The organism is Clostridium sp. CS1-1, from assembly GCF_056135525.1.
This window is the reverse complement of record NZ_CM148680.1, coordinates 361330-384312: the sequence shown is the minus strand read 5'-3', so window position 1 is coordinate 384312 and position 22983 is coordinate 361330. Positions and strand designations below refer to the sequence as shown.

Below are 22983 nucleotides of genomic sequence, written 5' to 3'. Positions count from 1 at the left end.
TAAACTTATTACGAATTTCTTATAACTACACTCTCTAGTGTTTTTAGTCCTTTTAATATAGAATCTATTTCTTCATCACTAGCACCTTGAAATAAATTTCCGAAATATTCCATATGTTGCTTGGCAATTTGTTCTTCCTGTTCTTTTCCTTTACTAGTAATATTTATTAGTACTTTTCGTCTGTCTATCTCATCCCTTTCTCGCTTAACTATTCCCAGTTTCACAAGTCTATCTATTAAAACAGAAACTGTACTATTAGGAATGCCTAAAGTTTCGCTTATTTCAGTTAAAGTTTTTATATTCCCACTACTTAACTGATGCAGTATCATAAGAGCTGGAAGAGTAAGCTTCTTACAATTATCGCTGTTGCTCATCTTTTTATTCATCAAATTGGAAATAGATTTGATTTTCTTTACTATTTCATAGATTTTATCCTTACTCATACTATTTCCTTTCAACATTAAATATTTCAATCTTGAAATAATTTTACCATATGAACACTCTTATTTCTACAGATTAAATTTATATTTTTTGTTAATAACCTATGTAACTGGTCTCATAAGTCTATATAAACAGACAAATTTGTGGATATTTATATCTTTGTATAAACAGAATTCTTAGCATTTGATAGAGAGTTCTTAGTGGCTTCAACACTTAGAACTCGTTAGACTTTAGGGAAAATCGTTATCCAAGGGCATAACCGCTCTTTGCCCAAACCTTGAGAAAAGTAGGGACCCAAAATCTATGATTTAGTGCGAATCACTTTCACTGTATTTGATGGGAGTATTAGAGCGAGTAGTCATCGGATAAGCTATATAAATTACACCTTCTGTATTCATCTAATATAATTCCATAAAGAATGATTCTTGTACCTAAAATAATAAATGACTTGGAGCAATCAGTAGTTAAAAAAAGAGGTTGGTCATAATACATATTTATGTATTATGATCAACCTCTTTAGATACTAATTATTTTATTATTGAGCTGTTATAGACACTGTTCTATCTTTCAAGTCATCACTTGATGGTGCATAGCTTGCATAGTTTCCATCAGCATCCTTTTGAGTTCTGATTGATACTGTGCTCTTAGATTTTACAGTTACTTTATCAGTGAATGATGTTATACGGCTGTTATCACTATTGAATGTGAATACTACAGTGTTTCCATTTATTTGTACTGAATCAGCTTTTAGATCTGTTCCATTTGATCCTGTGAATATAAAGTCATCTGTCTTTATTCCACTATTTGCATCAATTACTGTATCAAATGTTACATATACTTTTCCACCATTTACATCTTTTACTGCTGTCCAGTAATCTGATGTTGTCTTTGGTGCTGCTTGGTAATCGTAGATTGTGTTTTGCTCACTTGCTACTGTGTTATCTAAGCTAGCTACCGCTGCTCCAGTTTCATCTGTTGTTGTAGCTCCTGCTTTTATTCCAAGGTGTGCAGCTTGTCCTTGAGCTTTTATTAAGTCTATCTTAGTTGTGTTTGCATCGTTGTCAGTTTTTCCGTTAACATAGCTTATTACTGGGGCTGCCGCCTTATCAGCATCTGTCGCTAACGCTCCATCTCTGAATGTAAGTGTTACCTTATCTCCTGCAAGACTTGCACTTGTTGGTGTTACTCCACCTAATGTGAAGTCACTTGCTGTTAAGTTATCTATAGCTTTATCAAATTGAACTTCAGCTTTTAGATCGTCTCCATCATGGTATACTTTAATTGTGTTAGCTTTTACTTCTGACCCTACTCCGTTAACAGCTATTTCACTTGTGTATGCTACTCCGTCTAATAGATTTCCAGCTTCATCTTTAACGTTAGTAACTATTACTTTAACTACATCGTTGCTGCCTGTTTTGTTCTCAGCTGCATCTGCAGTTGTTTTTACGTGGTAGCTTGATGAGAATTCTATTATAACACTCTTGTTATCTCCACCAACAGTAATTGATGCATCTCCTGGTAATGCTTTAGTATCTCTTTCTCCATTTACAAACTTGTAGTTAGCTTTGTTTGTAAGTGTGTCTGAGTCCATAGCTTCGCTGAAGTAAACAACTACTTGATCTTTTCCTGAACTACTATTTTGCTTATAGTATACTCCAGTTGCTTTTGGTGCTATATCATCTGATCCATTTAGTACAGCTATATAGTCATCCATTGTGTTTGGTGTAGTTGCTGTGTCTATGATATTCTTAATTGTTAAAGTGTATTTAGAGTCTGTTAATCTCCAGTCATCGTTTGAATTGTTTGGATTAACTTTTGTAAGCTTGATGTCATAAGTGTCTGTGTTGCTCTTATCACTTTGACCCTTAGTGCTGTATATTCCAGCAATATGGTTAGTTATATTTGTAGCTTTGCTGTCTTCTAGTTTGTAATTTGATTTATTTGTAGCGTAGTTGTAGTCAACATCTTTGCTGAATCTTACACGGATAGTTTCTGAATCAATTACGTTGATGCTTGTAACTACTGGTTTTGTTTCATCCTTAATGTTGTTAAAGCTTATTCTTGTATCGTCTTCAACTTTGTTGCCAAAGGCATCTTTAACATTATTTTTGATATAAAGTGTGTTTGCTCCTGTTTTAATACCAGTTAAGCCTTTTATCTCAATTACAGTATCATTATTATCTGTATCGAATGTTACTCCAGATAAAGCTACACCGTTTAATTCATAGTTTGAAGCAACAAGTGCTGTTTTCTTATCCATTGGTCTATCGAAAGTAACGTGAACTTCTCCGCTTGATGTTTCTTCTACTGATTTGATTTCTGGTTTTGTAGAGTTCGTATCTACTGTGAATGCTAAGCTTGATTCTTTTACTGTGAATCCTGCTGCATCACTTAATATTCCGTTTAGTTCTCCATCTGAAACTTTTAGTGAGTGCTCTCCTGCAGCTATTGGTGAGTCAAAGTAGAATTCAACTTTGTTTGCCCATGTCTTTCCATCAGCTGAGATTGAGTTCTTTATCTTAGTTAGTGATGGGTCACTGTTTATTCCGTAGTTTGATATGCTTTGTCCATCAATTTTGAACTTTCCTTTTATACTATCAATATCCTTCATGTTAACAGCTTCTGAGAATTCTATAGTTATTTTACTGTTTCCTTGCACTGATACTGATTTTAATGTAGGTACTGTTGTATCTGAGAATGTTATTGCTTGGTCAAAAGCAGATACTGTATTATTTTTATCTTTAGTTAAGATAGCTTTTTTAACTGATACTGTCATATCATCATATTGTTTTCTTGATTGTGCTAATGTAACTAAAACTGTGTTGTCATCAATTGCTTTCGCTACTGCTGTAGCTGCAGTTAATGAGTTTCCATCTATTTTGTAGTTTGATACCTCTTCAGCTGAATCACTGTCAATAGCTGTGTTGAAGTGTACTTTAAATTGGTTAAGGTTCACTGCTTCTATTGATTGAACTGTTGCTTGTCCGTTGTTATTGCCTGGATTACCTACTGCTTCATTTATAGCATCTTCTGTGTCTTTTGAAACAACTCCTGTTCCTCCAACGATGTTGATACCTTTTACTGAAGCTGCTTTTCCTTTAATGTAGTCCATTGCTTTTGATGTTGCATCTGATGATGCTGAATCTATTAATACTAACGGTGCTGCTGTTTTTCCAGCTAGCGCTGATGCTACTAATGCATCTGCATAACCTTGTCCACTTGCGTTAGCAATAAATAACTGCTCACCTTGTAGATCTGAGCTGAATTTTGCTAATACATTTCTGTTTGTTTCAAATCTGTCAGCTCCGCCATTTACTCTTTCTACCGCTCCTAGTGCCTTGTACATATCTTCGCTTATAACATTTGTAGTTCCTACTACTGTTACTTTTGAGCTGTTAGCTTTTACGAAGTCTATTATTGGCTGCATTGATTCTGCACTGTTATTTCCTAGTAGTAATATTTGTCCTTTAGCTGCTGCTACAGGGGCTACTGATAGTGCATCTGAGAATCCTTCTCCACCTACTAGTAATACATTGTCTGCTTTCACTCCTAAATCTACTAACTTTTTAGCTACTGCTAAGTTTGTTTCGTATCTGTTCTTTCCTTGTAATTCTACTAAGTTATAGTTTGCTTTTAAACCATCTCTTACTGATTGGCTTACCGATGCATTTCCACCAACTACATATATATTCTTTGGCTTTAATGTGTTTAGTGCTGCTTCAGCATTTTTATCTAATGATCCTGCTGTTGTTAAAAGGATTGGTGCATTTAACTTCTTAGCTAATGCTGATGCACTTACTGCGTCTGCATAACCTTCTCCACTTACTAATACTACGTCTTGTGCTCCATCTGCCCAGTTTGCTTTTGCTACTTCTGCTGCTGTTGCATATCTATCTGCTCCACTTGTTCTAGTTACTGGTGCCGCTGCAGCATGTGCTGGTCCTACTGATAAAACTGAAGTTAAAACTAAAGACATAAGTGCTCCACTTGCTAATACTCTTGTACCTTTTTTATTCATATATAATAGCCTCCTAGATTAAAATTAATTTAATCATTTCTTTTAATAATAATTTTTTTAATATATTCTAAGTAATTTACTATGATAGCTCGATTAGTTTGTCTTATTAAATTCATCAAGTTTCGATTATCTACATCTTTCTATCAGTTTATAATGTCTCGCTCAACCCGATAGGTTTATTGTACCTTGTTTTTGTCCACTTTACAATCCATTAAATCTTGGTAATTATTCAAGGCTAAACCACTTTAATTAAGGGGACGGTTCACAATTTTTATTAAGATAATACTATCTCCCCTAAACTCGCATAACATAATTATTGAGGGGTAGTTCATAACCTTCAATTTAATATAATGCTGACTTTCTTTATGCTTATACAATATGTTGTTCAAGCTAATAAACTTATTGTACTGTTGCTTTGTCTTCTTTTCAATCCATTGATTATTGGATACTGTGGAAAACCAATCCTAATCATTAAAACTTATCCATAAAATCATCATAATTATAGAGACGGTTTGTAATTTTCATTAAGCTAATGCCATACCATCTTGGACTCATATAACATAGTTATGATGAACAGTCTACAACTTTCATTTGGGTGCAGTTCACAATTTTCAATTCAATACAATGCTGACTCTTTTTATGCTTATACAATATGTTGATCAGCTTTACGATCTCATTGTGTCGTGATTTTGCTATCTTTTTGCCCCCTCAATTATTAATTATTATAGCAATTTTAAAGATAAGAGTTATGAAAAGTTTAGCAATATTGCTACATAAGCTCTATATTGTTAATTGCAGTTTGAAAATAACAAAAAAGACATGATTTATAGTAAGTATCATGTCCTGTTAGCAACGGTTATACTATTTATTGTAGAGATCTGATCCCCTCTATAACAGCTTTGAAGACTTTCTCGGCTATCTGAATACACTCTTCCACTTCGTAATCACTTACTATAAGCGGATTATCTGCAGGATATCTAGTTTCTATATAATATTGATTTAAAAAACCACAGTCCTTAATATATTTTCTAAACTCACCGCTATACTTTTCACTTAATTTACATAAGTATATAAGACTATGCCCACTTACTATCCCCTCCCCCTTAGATATTAAATAAGCTTTTAGTGACTTTTCTACTGCCTGCTGACAATGAAATGCTACAACATCATTTCCGCAACTATGATCTTTTAGTATTTTCGCAGACTTGATGTCTCTTTCTGCCTTTTCTATCCAGTCCTTATATCGTAAGGTATCAACCATATATTTTCACTCCTGTATTATTTATAATATACGCAAAGCTATTTTCATCGTCTATACATTTATCCCATTCTTCTACTGTATACAAAATTAAATCAAAAGGAATGGTGCTGTCTATTTCAACATACATCTCTGCCAATATCTTTTTCTTATCATTTGTATCCTTGATAATACACAAATCTATATCACTACTACTCTTAAAATTTCCTTTTGCCACAGAACCAAATAGTATTATCTCTTTTGGTTTATAGTTTTCTATTATTTGCCTCTTTATACTTTCCAATTCTTTATCAAAGCTTCTCATAAGTCTCTACAGTCTCCTTACCGATTATAATCAAACTTATTATTTACATTTTACCACACTTACTATCAAATAAACTATATAAATTACTTTCAAATTTCACCTGTTACCTTAATTTAATACAATATAATTTTATGAAGAGTAATTTTTATACCTAAAATAATAATGAATTCATAGCAAACAGAAGTTAAGTTTAAAAAGAAGTTGCCCATAACACATATTCATGTATTATGAGCAACCTCTTTTTAAAATAATTAATTTATCTTACTATTTAACTGTTATAGTTACAGTTCTATCCTTCAAGTCATCGCTTGATGGTGCATAGCTTGCATAGTTTCCATCAGCATCCTTTTGAGTTCTGATTGATACTGTGCTCTTAGATTTTACAGTTACCTTATCAGTGAATGAAGCTATACGGCTGTTATCACTCTTGAATGTGAATACTACAGTATTTCCATCTACTTGTACTGAGTCAGCCTTTAAGTCTGTTCCGCTAGTTCCTGTGAATATAAAGTCATCTGTCTTTATTCCACTATTTGCATCAATTACTGTATCAAATGTTACATATACTTTTCCGCCATTTGCATCTTTTACTGCTGTCCAGTAATCTGATGTTGTCTTTGGTGCTGCTTGGTAATCGTAGATTGTGTTTTGCTCACTTGCTACTGTGTTATCTAAGCTAGCTACCGCTGCTCCAGTTTCATCTGTTGTTGTAGCTCCTGCTTTTATTCCAAGGTGTGCAGCTTGTCCTTGAGCTTTTATTAAGTCTATCTTAGTTGTGTTTGCATCGTTGTCAGTTTTTCCGTTAACATAGCTTATTACTGGGGCTGCCGCCTTATCAGCATCTGTCGCTAACGCTCCATCTCTGAATGTAAGTGTTACCTTATCTCCTGCAAGACTTGCACTTGTTGGTGTTACTCCACCTAATGTGAAGTCACTTGCTGTTAAGTTATCTATAGCTTTATCAAATTGAACTTCAGCTTTTAGATCGTCTCCATCATGGTATACTTTAATTGTGTTAGCTTTTACTTCTGACCCTACTCCGTTAACAGCTATTTCACTTGTGTATGCTACTCCGTCTAATAGATTTCCAGCTTCATCTTTAACGTTAGTAACTATTACTTTAACTACATCGTTGCTGCCTGTTTTGTTCTCAGCTGCATCCGCAGTTGTTTTTACGTGGTAGCTTGATGAGAATTCTATTATAACACTCTTGTTATCTCCACCTACTGTAAGTGTTGCATCTCCTGGTAATGCTTTAGTGTCTCTTTCTCCATTTACAAACTTGTAGTTAGCTTTGGTTGTAAGTGTTTCTGAGTCCATAGCTTCACTGAAGTAAACAACTACTTGATCTTTTCCTGAGCTGCTATTTTGCTTATAGTATACTCCAGTTGCTTTTGGTGCTATATCATCTGATCCATTTAGTACAGTTATATAGTCATCCATTGTGTTTGGTGTAGTTGCTGTGTCTATGATATTCTTAATTGTTAAAGTGTATTTAGAGTCTGTTAATCTCCAGTCATCGTTTGAATTGTTTGGATTAACTTTTGTAAGCTTGATGTCATAAGTGTCTGTGTTGCTCTTATCACTTTGACCCTTAGTGCTGTATATTCCAGCAATATGGTTAGTTATATTTGTAGCTTTGCTGTCTTCTAGTTTGTAATTTGATTTATTTGTAGCGTAGTTGTAGTCAACATCTTTGCTGAATCTTACACGGATAGTTTCTGAATCAATTACGTTGATGCTTGTAACTACTGGTTTTGTTTCATCCTTAATGTTGTTAAAGCTTATTCTTGTATCGTCTTCAACTTTGTTGCCAAAGGCATCTTTAACATTATTTTTGATATAAAGTGTGTTTGCTCCTGTTTTAATACCAGTTAAGCCTTTTATCTCAATTACAGTATCATTATTATCTGTATCGAATGTTACTCCAGATAAAGCTACACCGTTTAATTCATAGTTTGAAGCAACAAGTGCTGTTTTCTTATCCATTGGTCTATCAAATGTGATATGAACTTCTCCACTTGATGTTTCTTCTACTGATTTGATTTCTGGTTTTGTAGAGTTCGTATCTACTGTGAATGCTAAGCTTGATTCTTTTACTGTGAATCCTGCTGCATCACTTAATATTCCGTTTAGTTCTCCATCTGAAACTTTTAGTGAGTGCTCTCCTGCAGCTATTGGTGAGTCAAAGTAGAATTCAACTTTGTTTGCCCATGTCTTTCCATCAGCTGAGATTGAGTTCTTTATCTTAGTTAGTGATGGGTCACTGTTTATTCCGTAGTTTGATATGCTTTGTCCATCAATTTTGAACTTTCCTTTTATACTATCAATATCCTTCATGTTAACAGCTTCTGAGAATTCTACAGTTATTTTACTGTTTCCTTGCACTGATACTGATTTTAATGTAGGTACTGTTGTATCTGAGAATGTTATTGCTTGGTCAAAAGCAGATACTGTATTATTTTTATCTTTAGTTAAGATAGCTTTTTTAACTGATACTGTCATATCATCATATTGTTTTCTTGATTGTGCTAATGTAACTAAAACTGTGTTGTCATCAATTGCTTTCGCTACTGCTGTAGCTGCAGTTAATGAGTTTCCATCTATTTTGTAGTTTGATACCTCTTCTGCTGAATCACTGTCAATGGCTGTGTTGAAGTGTACTTTAAATTGGTTAAGGTTCACTGCTTCTATTGATTGAACTGTTGCTTGTCCGTTGTTATTGCCTGGATTACCTACTGCTTCATTTATAGCATCTTCTGTGTCTTTTGAAACAACTCCTGTTCCTCCAACGATGTTGATACCTTTTACTGAAGCTGCTTTTCCTTTAATGTAGTCCATTGCTTTTGATGTTGCTCCTGAAGTTGCTGAATCTATTAATACTAACGGTGCTGCTGTTTTTCCAGCTAGCGCTGATGCTACTAATGCATCTGCATAACCTTGTCCACTTGCGTTAGCAACAAATAACTGCTCACCTTTTAGGTCTGAGCTGAATTTTCCAAGAACGTTCATGTTTGTTTCAAATCTGTCAGCTCCGCCATTTACTCTTTCTACCGCTCCTAGTGCCTTGTACATATCTTCGCTTATAACATTTGTAGTTCCTACTACTGTTACTTTTGAGCTGTTAGCTTTTACGAAGTCTATTATTGGCTGCATTGATTCTGCACTGTTATTTCCTAGTAGTAATATTTGTCCTTTAGCTGCTGCTACAGGGGCTACTGATAGTGCATCTGAGAATCCTTCTCCACCTACTAGTAATACATTGTCTGCTTTTACTCCTAAATCTACTAACTTTTTAGCTACTGCTAAGTTTGTTTCGTATCTGTTCTTTCCTTGTAATTCTACTAAGTTATAGTTTGCTTTTAAACCATCTCTTACTGATTGGCTTACCGATGCATTTCCACCAACTACATATATATTCTTTGGTTTTAGTGTATTTAATGCTGATTCAGCGTTTTTATCTAGTGATCCTGCTGTTGTTAAAAGGATTGGTGCATTTAACTTCTTAGCTAATGCTGATGCACTTACTGCGTCTGCATAACCTTCTCCACTTACTAATACTACGTCTTGTGCTCCATCTGCCCAGTTTGCTTTTGCTACTTCTGCAGCTGTTGCATATCTATCTATTCCACTTGTTCTAGTTACTGGTGCCGCTGCAGCATGTGCTGGTCCTACTGATAAAACTGAAGTTAAAACTAAAGACATAAGTGCTCCACTTGCTAATACTCTTGTACCCTTTTTATTCATATATAATAGCCTCCTAGATTAAAATTAATTTAATCATTTCTTTTAATAATAATTTTTTTAATATATTCTAAGTAATTTACTATGATAGCTCGATTAGTTTGTCTTATTAAATTCATCAAGTTTCGATTATCTACATCTTTCTATCAGTTTATAATGTCTCGCTCAACCCGATAGGTTTATTGTACCTTGTTTTTGTCCACTTTACAATCCATTAAATCTTGGTAATTATTCAAGGCTAAACCACTTTAATTAAGGGGACGGTTCACAATTTTTATTAAGATAATACTATCTCCCCTGAACTCGCATAACATAATTATTGAGGGGTAGTTCATAACCTTCAATTTAATACAATGCTGACTTTCTTTATGCTTGTACGATATGTTGTTTAAGCTAACAAACTTATTGTACTGTTGTTTTGTCTTCTTTTCAATCCATTGATTATTGGATACTGTGGAAAGTCAATCCTAATCATTAAAACTTATCCATAAAATCATCATACATTAAATAGATCATTACTCACTAAAAGATACTCTTACTTTTCTCTTAGGATTACTTATAAATAAAATGAGACTACAGCTTTACTTTTTATTTGATGATGTATGTACCTCTGTCGACATATAACCTTTGATTATATTCAAATAAATAATATAGAAAACCTGAACCTTGAACTCATTAAAGGTATTTATAGTGGGGAATGATTATTAATATACCCTGAGGCATAAGTTAATCTCTAAAGTATCGTGGGTAGAACTCCTATATACTTTTTTATAAAAAAAGTAGTATAATTGAATCTGTATTTTGTTTAAAAGGAGGTATTATTTTGGACTATAAATATATAAAAAGTATAGTTGGAATTTTTATAGTAAGTTTAATGTTTTTGATTCCTACAAAAGTACAAGCTAATGTGGTAAATGATACAAGTTTCATTAGTGGAAGTGATCGATTTACAAATACAAATCTTCCTAAAAGTGCAAAGCTTAATTATGTAGAAAGCTTTGCTGCACCTACCTATAATGCTAATACTAGTAGTAGAATCCTGTATTCATTATCTGACTTGAAAACTAAAATAGAGTATAGCATGAATAATCGGGAGACAAGTTTTTCAATTATTTATAAGGGAGACACTTCAAATTTGAAGGCTAACCTGACTAATATAATTGACACTATTTTAAGTCAGGATGATTACTTAAATCATTCTTACACCGGATATGAGTGGGGTTATAGTGGTTATGAAAATAATGTTACTATACACTTCTCATTTGAATATCTAACAACAAAGGCTCAAGAAAACTTTGTTGATTCACAAGTGGCTAATATATTAGGGCAAATTATTGATTCAAACATGAATGACCATGAGAAGGAAAGAAGAATTCATGACTACATCACTGCAAATGTTGAATATGATACATCTCTTTCAAGATATAGTGCCTACAATGCATTAGATGAAGGTAAAACTGTATGTCAGGGGTATTCACTTTTAACCTTTAAGATGTTAAAAGCTGCCGGAATTGAAAATAAAATCGTTATAGGAACCGCAAATAACGGTTATGTAACAGAAGATCATTCTTGGAATCTTGTTAATTTAGATAGGAACTGGTATCACCTGGATTTAACCTGGGATGACCCAGTTCCAGATATTCAAGGTAGGGTTTTATATGATTACTATAACTTAACAGATAATAAAATGGCTCTAGATCACTCGTGGGATCATTCAAAATACCCAAGTTCCACAGTATCTTATACAAAAACACCAGTGCCAAATTCAGTTTCAGGAATAAAACTATCAACTAAAGATTTAGCTCTTAAAATAGGAAAAACATATAATCTTAAAGCTACTGTAAGCCCTACAAATGCGTATAATAAAAATATTCTCTGGCAATCGACTAATCCTAGTGTAGTCACTGTAGACAACAATGGAACTATTAAAGCTTTACAGGAAGGCCGTGCTACCATAAATGTAAAGACGGAAGATGGCGGATACACAGCTAGCTGTCAAATTACTGTAGTATCAAGTGATAGTGTTAGTATAGATTCTTCTAATTATAAAGAATGGGGTAACAGACCTAATGTATCTAAAGATAAAGTTTGGAATATAAAATTTAATAAGTCCACTGATATATCTACAATAAATAGCAGTAATATATTTGTACTTAAAGAATATGATAACGGCCTGTATCCTGTGGAAGATATAGAAATATCTTATAATAGTTCTAGCAAAATAATATATGTTAAACCAAAAAAAGAATACGTAGCAGGAGCTACATATCATTTAGTTATAACTCAGGGGGTTCTGTCTAAAGATAAAACATCTATTTCAAAACCTGTTAATTTAACATTTAGTATATTAAATCAATAAACCTTCTATATATACACCTAAAGTGGATAGTACTATGTTATCCCTTTTGCACTTATTCTATAGAAATACATTTCATGAATACTATCGTATTAACTAAAGGCATAATTTTACCCAGCACCTAAAAAGTGATGGGTTCTTGAACAATCTGAGGGGATAGCGATATGCTATCCCCTTTAAGATATTATTAATTTAATTATTGAGCTGTTATAGATACTGTTCTATCCTTCAAGTCATCGCTTGATGGTGCATAGCTTGCATAGTTTCCATCAGCATCCTTTTGAGTTCTGATTGATACTGTGCTCTTAGATTTTACAGTTACCTTATCAGTGAATGAAGCTATACGGCTGTTATCACTCTTGAATGTGAATACTACAGTATTTCCATCTATTTGTACTGAATCAGCTTTTAAGTCTGTTCCATTTGATCCTGTGAATATAAAGTCATCTGTCTTTATTCCACTATTTGCATCAATTACTGTATCAAATGTTACATATACTTTTCCACCATTTACATCTTTTACTGCTGTCCAGTAATCTGATGTTGTCTTTGGTGCTGCTTGGTAATCGTAGATTGTGTTTTGCTCACTTGCTACTGTGTTATCTAAGCTAGCTACCGCTGCTCCAGTTTCATCTGTTGTTGTAGCTCCTGCTTTTATTCCAAGGTGTGCAGCTTGTCCTTGAGCTTTTATTAAGTCTATCTTAGTTGTGTTTGCATCGTTGTCAGTTTTTCCGTTAACATAGCTTATTACTGGGGCTGCCGCCTTATCAGCATCTGTCGCTAACGCTCCATCTCTGAATGTAAGTGTTACCTTATCTCCTGCAAGACTTGCACTTGTTGGTGTTACTCCACCTAATGTGAAGTCACTTGCTGTTAAGTTATCTATAGCTTTATCAAATTGAACTTCAGCTTTTAGATCGTCTCCATCATGGTATACTTTAATTGTGTTAGCTTTTACTTCTGACCCTACTCCGTTAACAGCTATTTCACTTGTGTATGCTACTCCGTCTAATAGATTTCCAGCTTCATCTTTAACGTTAGTAACTATTACTTTAACTACATCGTTGCTGCCTGTTTTGTTCTCAGCTGCATCCGCAGTTGTTTTTACGTGGTAGCTTGATGAGAATTCTATTATAACACTCTTGTTATCTCCACCAACAGTAATTGATGCATCTCCTGGTAATGCTTTAGTATCTCTTTCTCCATTTACAAACTTGTAGTTAGCTTTGTTTGTAAGTGTGTCTGAGTCCATAGCTTCGCTGAAGTAAACAACTACTTGATCTTTTCCTGAACTACTATTTTGCTTATAGTATACTCCAGTTGCTTTTGGTGCTATATCATCTGATCCATTTAGTACAGCTATATAGTCATCCATTGTGTTTGGTGTAGTTGCTGTGTCTATGATATTCTTAATTGTTAAAGTGTATTTAGAGTCTGTTAATCTCCAGTCATCGTTTGAATTGTTTGGATTAACTTTTGTAAGCTTGATGTCATAAGTGTCTGTGTTGCTCTTATCACTTTGACCCTTAGTGCTGTATATTCCAGCAATATGGTTAGTTATATTTGTAGCTTTGCTGTCTTCTAGTTTGTAGTTTGATTTATTTGTAGCGTAGTTGTAGTCAACATCTTTGCTGAATCTTACACGGATAGTTTCTGAATCAATTACGTTGATGCTTGTAACTACTGGTTTTGTTTCATCCTTAATGTTGTTAAAGCTTATTCTTGTATCATCTGCAACTTTGTTGCCAAAGGCATCTTTAACATTATTTTTGATATAAAGTGTGTTTGCTCCTGTTTTAATACCAGTTAAGCCTTTTATCTCAATTACAGTATCATTATTATCTGTATCGAATGTTACTCCAGATAAAGCTACACCGTTTAATTCATAGTTTGAAGCAACAAGTGCTGTTTTCTTATCCATTGGTCTATCGAAAGTAACGTGAACTTCTCCGCTTGATGTTTCTTCTACTGATTTGATTTCTGGTTTTGTAGAGTTCGTATCTACTGTGAATGCTAAGCTTGATTCTTTTACTGTGAATCCTGCTGCATCACTTAATATTCCGTTTAGTTCTCCATCTGAAACTTTTAGTGAGTGCTCTCCTGCAGCTATTGGTGAGTCAAAGTAGAATTCAACTTTGTTTGCCCATGTCTTTCCATCAGCTGAGATTGAGTTCTTTATCTTAGTTAGTGATGGGTCACTGTTTATTCCGTAGTTTGATATGCTTTGTCCATCAATTTTGAACTTTCCTTTTATACTATCAATATCCTTCATGTTAACAGCTTCTGAGAATTCTATAGTTATTTTACTGTTTCCTTGCACTGATACTGATTTTAATGTAGGTACTGTTGTATCTGAGAATGTTATTGCTTGGTCAAAAGCAGATACTGTATTATTTTTATCTTTAGTTAAGATAGCTTTTTTAACTGATACTGTCATATCATCATATTGTTTTCTTGATTGTGCTAATGTAACTAAAACTGTGTTGTCATCAATTGCTTTCGCTACTGCTGTAGCTGCAGTTAATGAATTTCCATCTATTTTGTAGTTTGATACCTCTTCAGCTGAATCACTGTCAATAGCTGTGTTGAAGTGTACTTTAAATTGGTTAAGGTTCACTGCTTCTATTGATTGAACTGTTGCTTGTCCGTTGTTATTGCCTGGATTACCTACTGCTTCATTTATAGCATCTTCTGTGTCTTTTGAAACAACTCCTGTTCCTCCGACAATGTTTACGCCTTTTATTCCAGATGCTTTTCCTTTAATGTAGTCCATTGCTTTTGATGTTGCATCTGATGATGCTGAATCTATTAATACTAACGGTGCTGCTGTTTTTCCAGCTAGCGCTGATGCTACTAATGCATCTGCATAACCTTGTCCACTTGCGTTAGCAATAAATAACTGCTCACCTTGTAGATCTGAGCTGAATTTTGCTAATACATTTCTGTTTGTTTCAAATCTGTCAGCTCCGCCATTTACTCTTTCTACCGCTCCTAGTGCCTTGTACATATCTTCGCTTATAACATTTGTAGTTCCTACTACTGTTACTTTTGAGCTGTTAGCTTTTACGAAGTCTATTATTGGCTGCATTGATTCTGCACTGTTATTTCCTAGTAGTAATATTTGTCCTTTAGCTGCTGCTACAGGGGCTACTGATAGTGCATCTGAGAATCCTTCTCCACCTACTAGTAATACATTGTCTGCTTTTACTCCTAAATCTACTAACTTTTTAGCTACTGCTAAGTTTGTTTCGTATCTGTTCTTTCCTTGTAATTCTACTAAGTTATAGTTTGCTTTTAAACCATCTCTTACTGATTGGCTTACCGATGCATTTCCACCAACTACATATATATTCTTTGGCTTTAATGTGTTTAGTGCTGCTTCAGCATTTTTATCTAATGATCCTGCTGTTGTTAAAAGAATTGGTGCATTTAACTTCTTAGCTAATGCTGATGCACTTACTGCGTCTGCATAACCTTCTCCACTTACTAATACTACGTCTTGTGCTCCATCTGCCCAGTTTGCTTTTGCTACTTCTGCAGCTGTTGCATATCTATCTGCTCCACTTGTTCTTGTAACTTGAGATGCCGCTGCGTGTGCTGGTCCTACAGATAAAACTGAAGTTAAAACTAAAGACATAAGTGCTCCACTCGCTAATACTCTTGTACCTTTTTTATTCATAAAATAAATTCCTCCCAAGTAATTTAAATTTAATTCTTATAATAGTAATTTAAAAATAAGCATAAGTTTTATAGCTTAATCTATTTGGTTTACTTAGGCTTTATATTGTAATACTCTAAAGTAACATACTGTCTTTTTAGAGTATTTTTTGTCGATTTACGTCATTTGCTTCAACCGATGTTTTTATTTTAATTCATAATTGTTGACTTTACAATCTATGAATTGATGTCAATTATTCAATGTTAAACCATAGCCGTATTATCTGCCCAAATTTATTAAGAAAATTAACTTCTGAACACAGATTCATCCTTAAAAAACGAATAATATACCAAATAAAAAATTATAATCCCTATGATACTCCCAAAAAAATCTATAAGAACATCTACCACGGATGATGCTCTTCCTGGTACAAACACTTGGTGAAACTCATCAGTAACTGCGTAAAATAGACAAAGAAATAATATGTATATAATAACCTTATACCCCTTAAAATTAAAAACAAAAAATATATTGCATATAAGCAGAGCTAATATAAAATACTCAAAAGCATGAGCATTCTTTCTTATTATTATATTTATCTTTTCATTCTTATTTTTAGTTGAACGTTGATTAATTACATTAATAACATTATTTGTTACACTACTAGCTTTATTGCTAGAATTCACGTTATGAAGCACATTAGTTTTAATTCTGCTTCCATACACCTTTAGAGCATATCTTTTACCCCATTATTCCACTAGCCAAAAGCTTATTTTGCTCCTTCCAATTTTCTATTTTTAGATTTTCATCTCCAAGCCCTTTCTAAATCTTATTATCCGTATAATCCGCATTATATGCATCTTTAACAGAAATTTCTAAAGATGTAACTTCATTCTCGTATCCTATGCCTAAAATCCCTTATTTAAAATCAATAAGCATTTCTGTTCATGAACCCCTTAACCACCGTAAGAATCATAATTTTAATATCTAACCAAAAGTTCCAATTTTCTATATAATAAATATCACATTCAATTCTCTTTTCTATAGATGTATCGCCCCTCCACCCATTAACTTGAGCCCAACCAGTAATTCCTGGACGCACCTGATGTTTAACCATATACTTTGGAATCTCTTCTTTAAATTTATCTACAAAATATGGTCTCTCAGGCCTTGGGCCTACAATACTCATATCTCCTCTAAATACGTTGAAAAGCTGAGGCAGCTCATCAATACTTGTTTTTCTTATAAGAGACCCAAACCTTGTTTTTCTAGGATCAAACTCTGTAGTCCATCGAAATTTTTCTTCTTCTTCACTTTGCACTTTCATTGATCTAAATTTATACATATTAAAGGTTTTCTTATTCAAACCTACTCTTTCTTGCTTAAACAATATTGGTCCTGGTGAAGTTAGCTTAATAACTATAGCCGTTCCTAACATAACTGGTGAAAATAATATTATACCTACAAATGACAGCATTATATCAGAAAGCCTTTTTATAACTTTCTTGATTAGGTTATCTAAGGGTATGTATCTTATATTAATTATTGGCAAGCCATCCACCTCTTCAACGTAAGGCTTGGCTGGAATGTATTTATAGTAATCTGGAATAATTTCTGTTCTTACACCTGTTTTTTCACAAGTTATGATTATATCACCTAGCTTTTCATATTCTTTTATACTCAAGGTTATAAAGACTTCATCTATATCAAGGTTATTTAGAATGTATTCGAGCTCAGTAGTCCTTCCTATTATTTTAAAGCCTTCAAGTTTATTAAATTCTTCATTATCATCTAATATACCTATAACCTCATATCCCCAGCCTTTGTTTTTTTCTAATCTCTTCAAGAATTCCATAGTAAGTTCACTATACCCTATAATTAAGATATGTTTGATATTGTAACCCTTTAATCTAATTTTCCTTAAAAATAGCCTTACGGAACTTCTTTCTAAAGTTATTAAAAATACAGATACTACTGAAAAGATTAAAAGGAGATATCTTGAATAATCTATTTGTTTAAATAAAAAAAGTATGAGCACAAAAATCAGTAACCCCGCTATGTTGGCTTCTATTATGTTTATAAATTCCTCAATCATATTTTTATGTCTATGAGGAGTGTAGAGTTTAAAGATACTAAATATCAATAGGTATATTGGTATTATGGATATTATAGGTTTTAAGTACTGAGTAAGTGTTAAATAATTTTCTGCGGCACCTATTAATCCACTCTTAAATCTTATATTCCATGCTAATATTAGCGACATCACTAATATTACTGCGTCTATTATTGCTAAAAGCCTATTCAAGTACTTCTGATTTTCCTTTATCATTTAACACACCTCTCCTCTTAAACAGGTTTTTAAAAAGAGATACTATTAGTTTGAAATATATTCCTAAATATACAGAAGAAGTTGCTAATATATTGTACTTATTAATGTAATGTTTATTGTAAAATAGAAGCATAGCCCTATGAAATTCATAGATTATTTTAAAGCTTTTCTTTTTACTACTCCCACCTTTACAATGGATAATCTCAGCCTCTGGATAATAAATAATCTTCCAGCCTGATTCTTTTATTCTAAAGCACCAGTCTATATCTTCACCATACATAAAAAAGTCTTCATCTAAAAGTCCAACCTTATTTATTGCTTCTCTTCTTAGCAGCATAAAAGCACCAGTTAAAGAATCTACTTCATTTATTTCATCTTTACTTAAATGTCCCATAGTGTATTGTCCGAAACTTTTACTCTCGGGAAAAATCTTATTCAACTTTAATATATAGAATAAAGAGGCTTCTGGCGTTGGAAATCCTCGTTTGCAAGCATGGTCTAGCTCACCATTTTCAAGCGTAAGCTTACACCCTAATGCTCCTATTTCCTTATTTTCCTCAATATAAGCCATGCATTTATTCAGACAATTTTCTAATACTACAGTATCTGAATTTAGCAAAAGTATATATTTCCCTTTAGATTCTTTTATAGCAATATTATTTGCCTTTGAAAATCCAAGATTAGCTTTATTTTGAATTAAAATAACCTCTGGAAAACACTGCTTAAGCATTTCTATGCTGCCATCGGTGGAGTCATTATCTGATACTATTATTTCATAACTTATGTATTTTGTTGTTTTTTTTACAGATTGAATCGTCTGTTTTAGTAAATCCTTTGTATTATAGCTTACTATTATTATAGATAAATCCATTACTACACTTCCTATCAGTATTAAACTTTTCTCTTATTTTGCAAACAGAGTTCTTGGTATCACATGGAGTTTTAACTCCATCTGATGCTTATTAACAGAGTTCTTAGTGTCTTTGACACTTAGAACTCGTTATCCTTTAGGGGAAATCATTATCCAGGGGCGTAACCGCTCGCAATGTACTCTTGGAGAAAAGCAGATATCCCAAATCTTTGATTTGGTGATAGTCGCTTTCACACCGTGCAAGCAGATATCCCAAATCTTTGATTTGGTGATAGTCGCTTTCACACCCTGCGAGGGAGTATTAGAGCGGGTAGTCATCGGATAAAAGCATTAATTACTGCTTCCGCTCTACGCTTCCATGTGTTGTCTTTTGCGATACAGATTCTTTTCCTATATAACTGTAAGTTATCTTCAACTAATGCTTCTCCAATATTTTTAATGAAATCTAATTCATTTCTCGCTATATACATACAATCATCATAGAACTGTAACTCTGGAAGATTGGTTGCTATAACTGGCTTTCCTTTTGAAAAATATTCAAATACTTTTACGGGATTTGTACTTAAAGTAAGCTCATTAATCTTAAATGGTATTATACAAATATCAAAACTTTCTATATAATTTTCTATTTCATCGTAACTTACTTTTCCTTTAAAACTTACATTTCTTAAGTTCTTAAATCTATCTATGTCTATTCTTACTGGACCAACTATGCAGAAATCAATATTCGGATAAGCTTTTGCACAATTATATAACAAGTCATCATCAAACCACTCATATACTGTGCCTACATAACCTACAACCTTCTTTTCCTTTGTGATTTTAACTTTTTTATATTTTATAAACTTCTTGCTTACAGCATTTGGAAGTAACTCCACATTATTATTTAGTTCTCTACACTTGTTATACAGGCTTTTAGAAGTAGCAAATACCTTATCTGCATCTTTTACAAAGCTTTTTTCACATTCTACTATGTAGTTATTCATTTTAGGAATTGACTTAATATCATCAATACAATCATATATAACCTGTTTAAATTTCTTTTTTCTTACATAGTTATATACAGAAGGATGAGATAAATTTACCCATGCAATCGTGTTATTTAGGTCAATATTTAATCTATAAAGCTCCTTATCTAACCTTTTTTCTAAAAGTTTCTCATTAATTGCAAAAAATAAATCATTAAAAAGTGGTATAGCCAAAGGAGTAGTGATTGATATTTTAGAATTCACATATCTTGTAGAGTTAACATTCTTATTCCTTCTGCTTAGGCAAACCAATAACTTATTAAGAATTCTTTTAGTATCCTCTATATTTAGCCTTATAGACCTGCAGCCTAAAGTTTCTACATATATTATCTTATTTATGTATTTAAGCTCACCAAAGGCATTCATTAGATGTTGATGCCTCTGATATATAAAGCCCCAGTCAATGTTAGAAAAACAAATTATATTAAACTGTCTCTCATTGCTCATCTTATGTGTACTATCACCTCTTAGAATAGTGTTTTCCTTACTTGTTTTTATTTTGTTATAGATAAACCAATTTCATCTTAGACTAATACATCCCGACGTATAAGTCTATCTCTATATTTGTTTATCTATATAGATACCCAACCTAGAAAGCTGACTTATTCGAAGAGACATAATACCAATTTGAAGGTACATTTAAATATTTTTTTAGTAGTCTTAGCGAAGGATTTATGAAAGGCTTAGAATCTTAGATTGTCTGAGTGTAGCGAGTTATCGAAGATTCTTAGTTTTTCATAAATCCTGAGCTTTAGACGAATTAAAAGTATTTATGGCGCAGAAGAATTGCTAATATATCCCGGCGTATAAGTCTAGCTCTATGTTTCGTTATCTATAAAGTTATTCTCTGCAATAGTATTCCAATAACCTTGGGTTAAGATTCTTCCACTTGTTCATAAAATAATCACCATTTCTCTTCATTCTCTCTATATGTTCCGGTGATCCTGAGTTCGTAGTCTGATGTGGTAAATGAAATATACTCATATATGGGCAATAGGCAATCTCGTAGCCTGCATGCCTTACCTTCAAAGACAAATCTGTATCTTCAAAGCATGTAGGATCATAATATTCATCAAAACCTTCAACTTCATTGAATAGACTTTTTCTCATCAAAAAACCGGAGGTTGCAAGATATGCTACATCTGTCCTTATCTTCTCTCCAGGTTTTATGGCTCTATTGGGAAAATAATCTACAATAGGACCTTGAGGTGAATTTTTATTAAACCAGCCAGCATTCCATGCTAAGGCACCAATTTCTTTTTTACTTCTCATTATCTCAAGTCCATTATCTAGCCACCTATCTTCTAATACCCATTGATCACTATCAAGAAATACTAGGTAACTCCCTTTTGCATTCTTTACTCCAAGATTTCTTCCTGATGAGCATCCATTTTTTCCATTTCTTAAAAGCTTTATTTTGCTTCCAAACTCATTTTTCAACATTTCATAAGAACCGTCATTACTTTGATTATCAATAACTATAATTTCATATCCATAAGAATTATGTTTTAAAAGGCTGCCTACGCACCTTGTAATTACCTTTTTATTATTTCTGTTAAGTATTATTACTGATATACTGTTATCCTCTTGTTTTGCCTTTGTTCTATCAACTATGTATCTGCAACGTGAGTACCAGTTATTTTCATTTATAAATGTATTAAATTCCTCTAACTTATGTTCTTCACTTATAAACCTTACCCACTCTTCCTTTCTATCAGAACAATATATATTAGGATACTGTTCTATATCAGGGAGCGCAGTTGATACCACTATCTTTCCAGCAGATATGTATTCAAATATCTTAAGCGGAGAAACATACTTCCCTATTTCATCATTTTTAAAAGGTATAAGTGCTATGTCGCTATGCTTTAAGTAAGCCGGTAACTCTGCTTGCTTCTTTAAGCCTAAGAAGTGTATATTAGAAGGCATATTTTTTATTATCTTTTCAATTGGTTTATAGTCACCTATTAAATTAATTTGATAGTCTGGTTTTCCCATTGCAATATATTTTATAAGTTCCCAATCAAACCATTCTCCCCATAGAGAGCCATAATATATAAGAGTTTTCTTTCCCTTAACTAGATCTTTTGGGATCTCTCTTTCTATCATATGTTCAAAAAGCTCACTATCTACAGCATTTGCTAAGTACTCTACCTTCTTGTTTTTATCTTCCATTCCACTGTCTTCTTTTATAAAAGTCTGAAGCTTTTCTTGAAGCAGCTTACTTGTGGCAATCAGTATATCTGACTTGTTTATAAACTTTCTATACGTATCTATGTCAAAGAACATACTTCCAAGGGAGGTTTCCCAATTGTCAATATGTTCATATACTGCTGATATATTAAACTTATTGGCCATATCAAGGTACCTTTCACATTGTACATGTGGCAATTCAAATATGAATATATTCTCTTCAGTTAATCTGTCTTTTATATACTGTTCATCTATTTTTTCTATAAAAGCATGTGTTAAGCATGGAATATATATATCTTGTTCACTACTTCCGTCACTTGCTTCATAGACATATATATAATGAACGCTATATCCCATCTTATCAAAGGTCTTCGTAAGTTGTGCACTTCTTTGACCTCCACCTATGTCATAATACGGTACTGTTCCAAATATAAATATGCTCTTATTACTCTTTAACCTCTTATCCTTAACTGATGTTCCAGTTCTAAAAGACTTTCTGCCGCTTCCCGGTATCACTCTGCGTTTTATGTAATTCTTACTTCTCTCAAAGAATGAAAATAACCCTTCTTCTTTTATTACTCTAATACTTTTATCCATCAGTTCCATAGTTCTTACCTCACTTTAAAACGCGAAAATTTTCTAAAAAAGTATTGATTTTTATTAGCAGGTTTAATAGTTGGGGCATCTGAAAAGAAATATCTGCTCCTCACGGAAAACCCTTGATATAACAACTAACATCGATTTATATCTCCTTATCTAACATGAAATATCCGTCTCAGCTTT

Annotated in this window: 12 protein-coding genes; 1 reads left to right on the top strand and 11 read right to left on the bottom strand. The window is 33.1% G+C overall.

What is annotated here, in order from left to right:
• Positions 1–8: 8 nt before the first annotated feature.
• The 5 genes from AC0N0V_RS01710 to AC0N0V_RS01690 all read right to left on the bottom strand — a co-directional run bounded on the left by AC0N0V_RS01710 (position 9) and on the right by AC0N0V_RS01690 (position 9768).
• Positions 9–443, bottom strand: coding sequence for a MarR family winged helix-turn-helix transcriptional regulator (locus AC0N0V_RS01710; RefSeq protein WP_474461839.1), 435 nt, complete (start codon positions 441–443; stop codon positions 9–11).
• Positions 444–976: 533 nt separating this feature from the next.
• The gene (locus AC0N0V_RS01705; protein ID WP_474461838.1) at positions 977–4459 is read right to left on the bottom strand and encodes a cell wall-binding repeat-containing protein; all 3483 of its coding nucleotides are present in this window, start codon (positions 4457–4459) and stop codon (positions 977–979) included.
• An 865-nt stretch (positions 4460–5324) separates the two neighbouring features.
• Complete coding sequence (locus AC0N0V_RS01700) at positions 5325–5720, bottom strand: HEPN domain-containing protein (RefSeq protein WP_474461837.1); 396 nt, start codon at positions 5718–5720, stop codon at positions 5325–5327.
• The gene (locus AC0N0V_RS01695; protein WP_474461836.1) at positions 5713–6021 is read right to left on the bottom strand and encodes a nucleotidyltransferase domain-containing protein; all 309 of its coding nucleotides are present in this window, start codon (positions 6019–6021) and stop codon (positions 5713–5715) included. The genes AC0N0V_RS01700 and AC0N0V_RS01695 overlap by 8 nt, the downstream gene beginning before the upstream one ends.
• Before the next feature lie 264 nt (positions 6022–6285).
• Positions 6286–9768, bottom strand: a complete 3483-nt coding sequence (locus AC0N0V_RS01690; RefSeq protein ID WP_474461835.1) for a cell wall-binding repeat-containing protein — start codon at positions 9766–9768, stop codon at positions 6286–6288.
• Between the two features lie 820 nt (positions 9769–10588).
• Between AC0N0V_RS01690 and AC0N0V_RS01685 the strand changes: the two genes are divergently transcribed.
• Entirely contained in the window at positions 10589–12124 is a 1536-nt protein-coding gene (locus tag AC0N0V_RS01685; RefSeq protein WP_474461834.1) for an Ig-like domain-containing protein, read from the top strand.
• Positions 12125–12317: 193 nt separating this feature from the next.
• On the opposite strand, the gene AC0N0V_RS01680 is transcribed toward AC0N0V_RS01685, so the two are convergent.
• The 6 genes from AC0N0V_RS01680 to AC0N0V_RS01655 all read right to left on the bottom strand — a co-directional run bounded on the left by AC0N0V_RS01680 (position 12318) and on the right by AC0N0V_RS01655 (position 22806).
• Entirely contained in the window at positions 12318–15800 is a 3483-nt protein-coding gene (locus AC0N0V_RS01680; protein ID WP_474461833.1) for a cell wall-binding repeat-containing protein, read from the bottom strand.
• Positions 15801–16084: 284 nt separating this feature from the next.
• Positions 16085–16465: a VanZ family protein gene (locus AC0N0V_RS01675; protein WP_474461832.1), complete on the bottom strand. Its 381-nt coding sequence runs from the start codon at positions 16463–16465 to the stop codon at positions 16085–16087.
• A gap of 242 nt (positions 16466–16707) precedes the next feature.
• Entirely contained in the window at positions 16708–18108 is a 1401-nt protein-coding gene (locus tag AC0N0V_RS01670) for an undecaprenyl-phosphate glucose phosphotransferase (protein ID WP_474461831.1), read from the bottom strand.
• The gene (locus tag AC0N0V_RS01665; protein WP_474461830.1) at positions 18077–18979 is read right to left on the bottom strand and encodes a glycosyltransferase family 2 protein; all 903 of its coding nucleotides are present in this window, start codon (positions 18977–18979) and stop codon (positions 18077–18079) included. The genes AC0N0V_RS01670 and AC0N0V_RS01665 overlap by 32 nt, the downstream gene beginning before the upstream one ends.
• 314 nt (positions 18980–19293) lie before the next feature.
• Entirely contained in the window at positions 19294–20454 is a 1161-nt protein-coding gene (locus AC0N0V_RS01660) for a glycosyltransferase (protein WP_474461829.1), read from the bottom strand.
• A 393-nt stretch (positions 20455–20847) separates the two neighbouring features.
• Complete coding sequence (locus tag AC0N0V_RS01655; RefSeq protein WP_474461828.1) at positions 20848–22806, bottom strand: glycosyltransferase; 1959 nt, start codon at positions 22804–22806, stop codon at positions 20848–20850.
• Between the last annotated feature and the right edge of the window lie 177 nt (positions 22807–22983).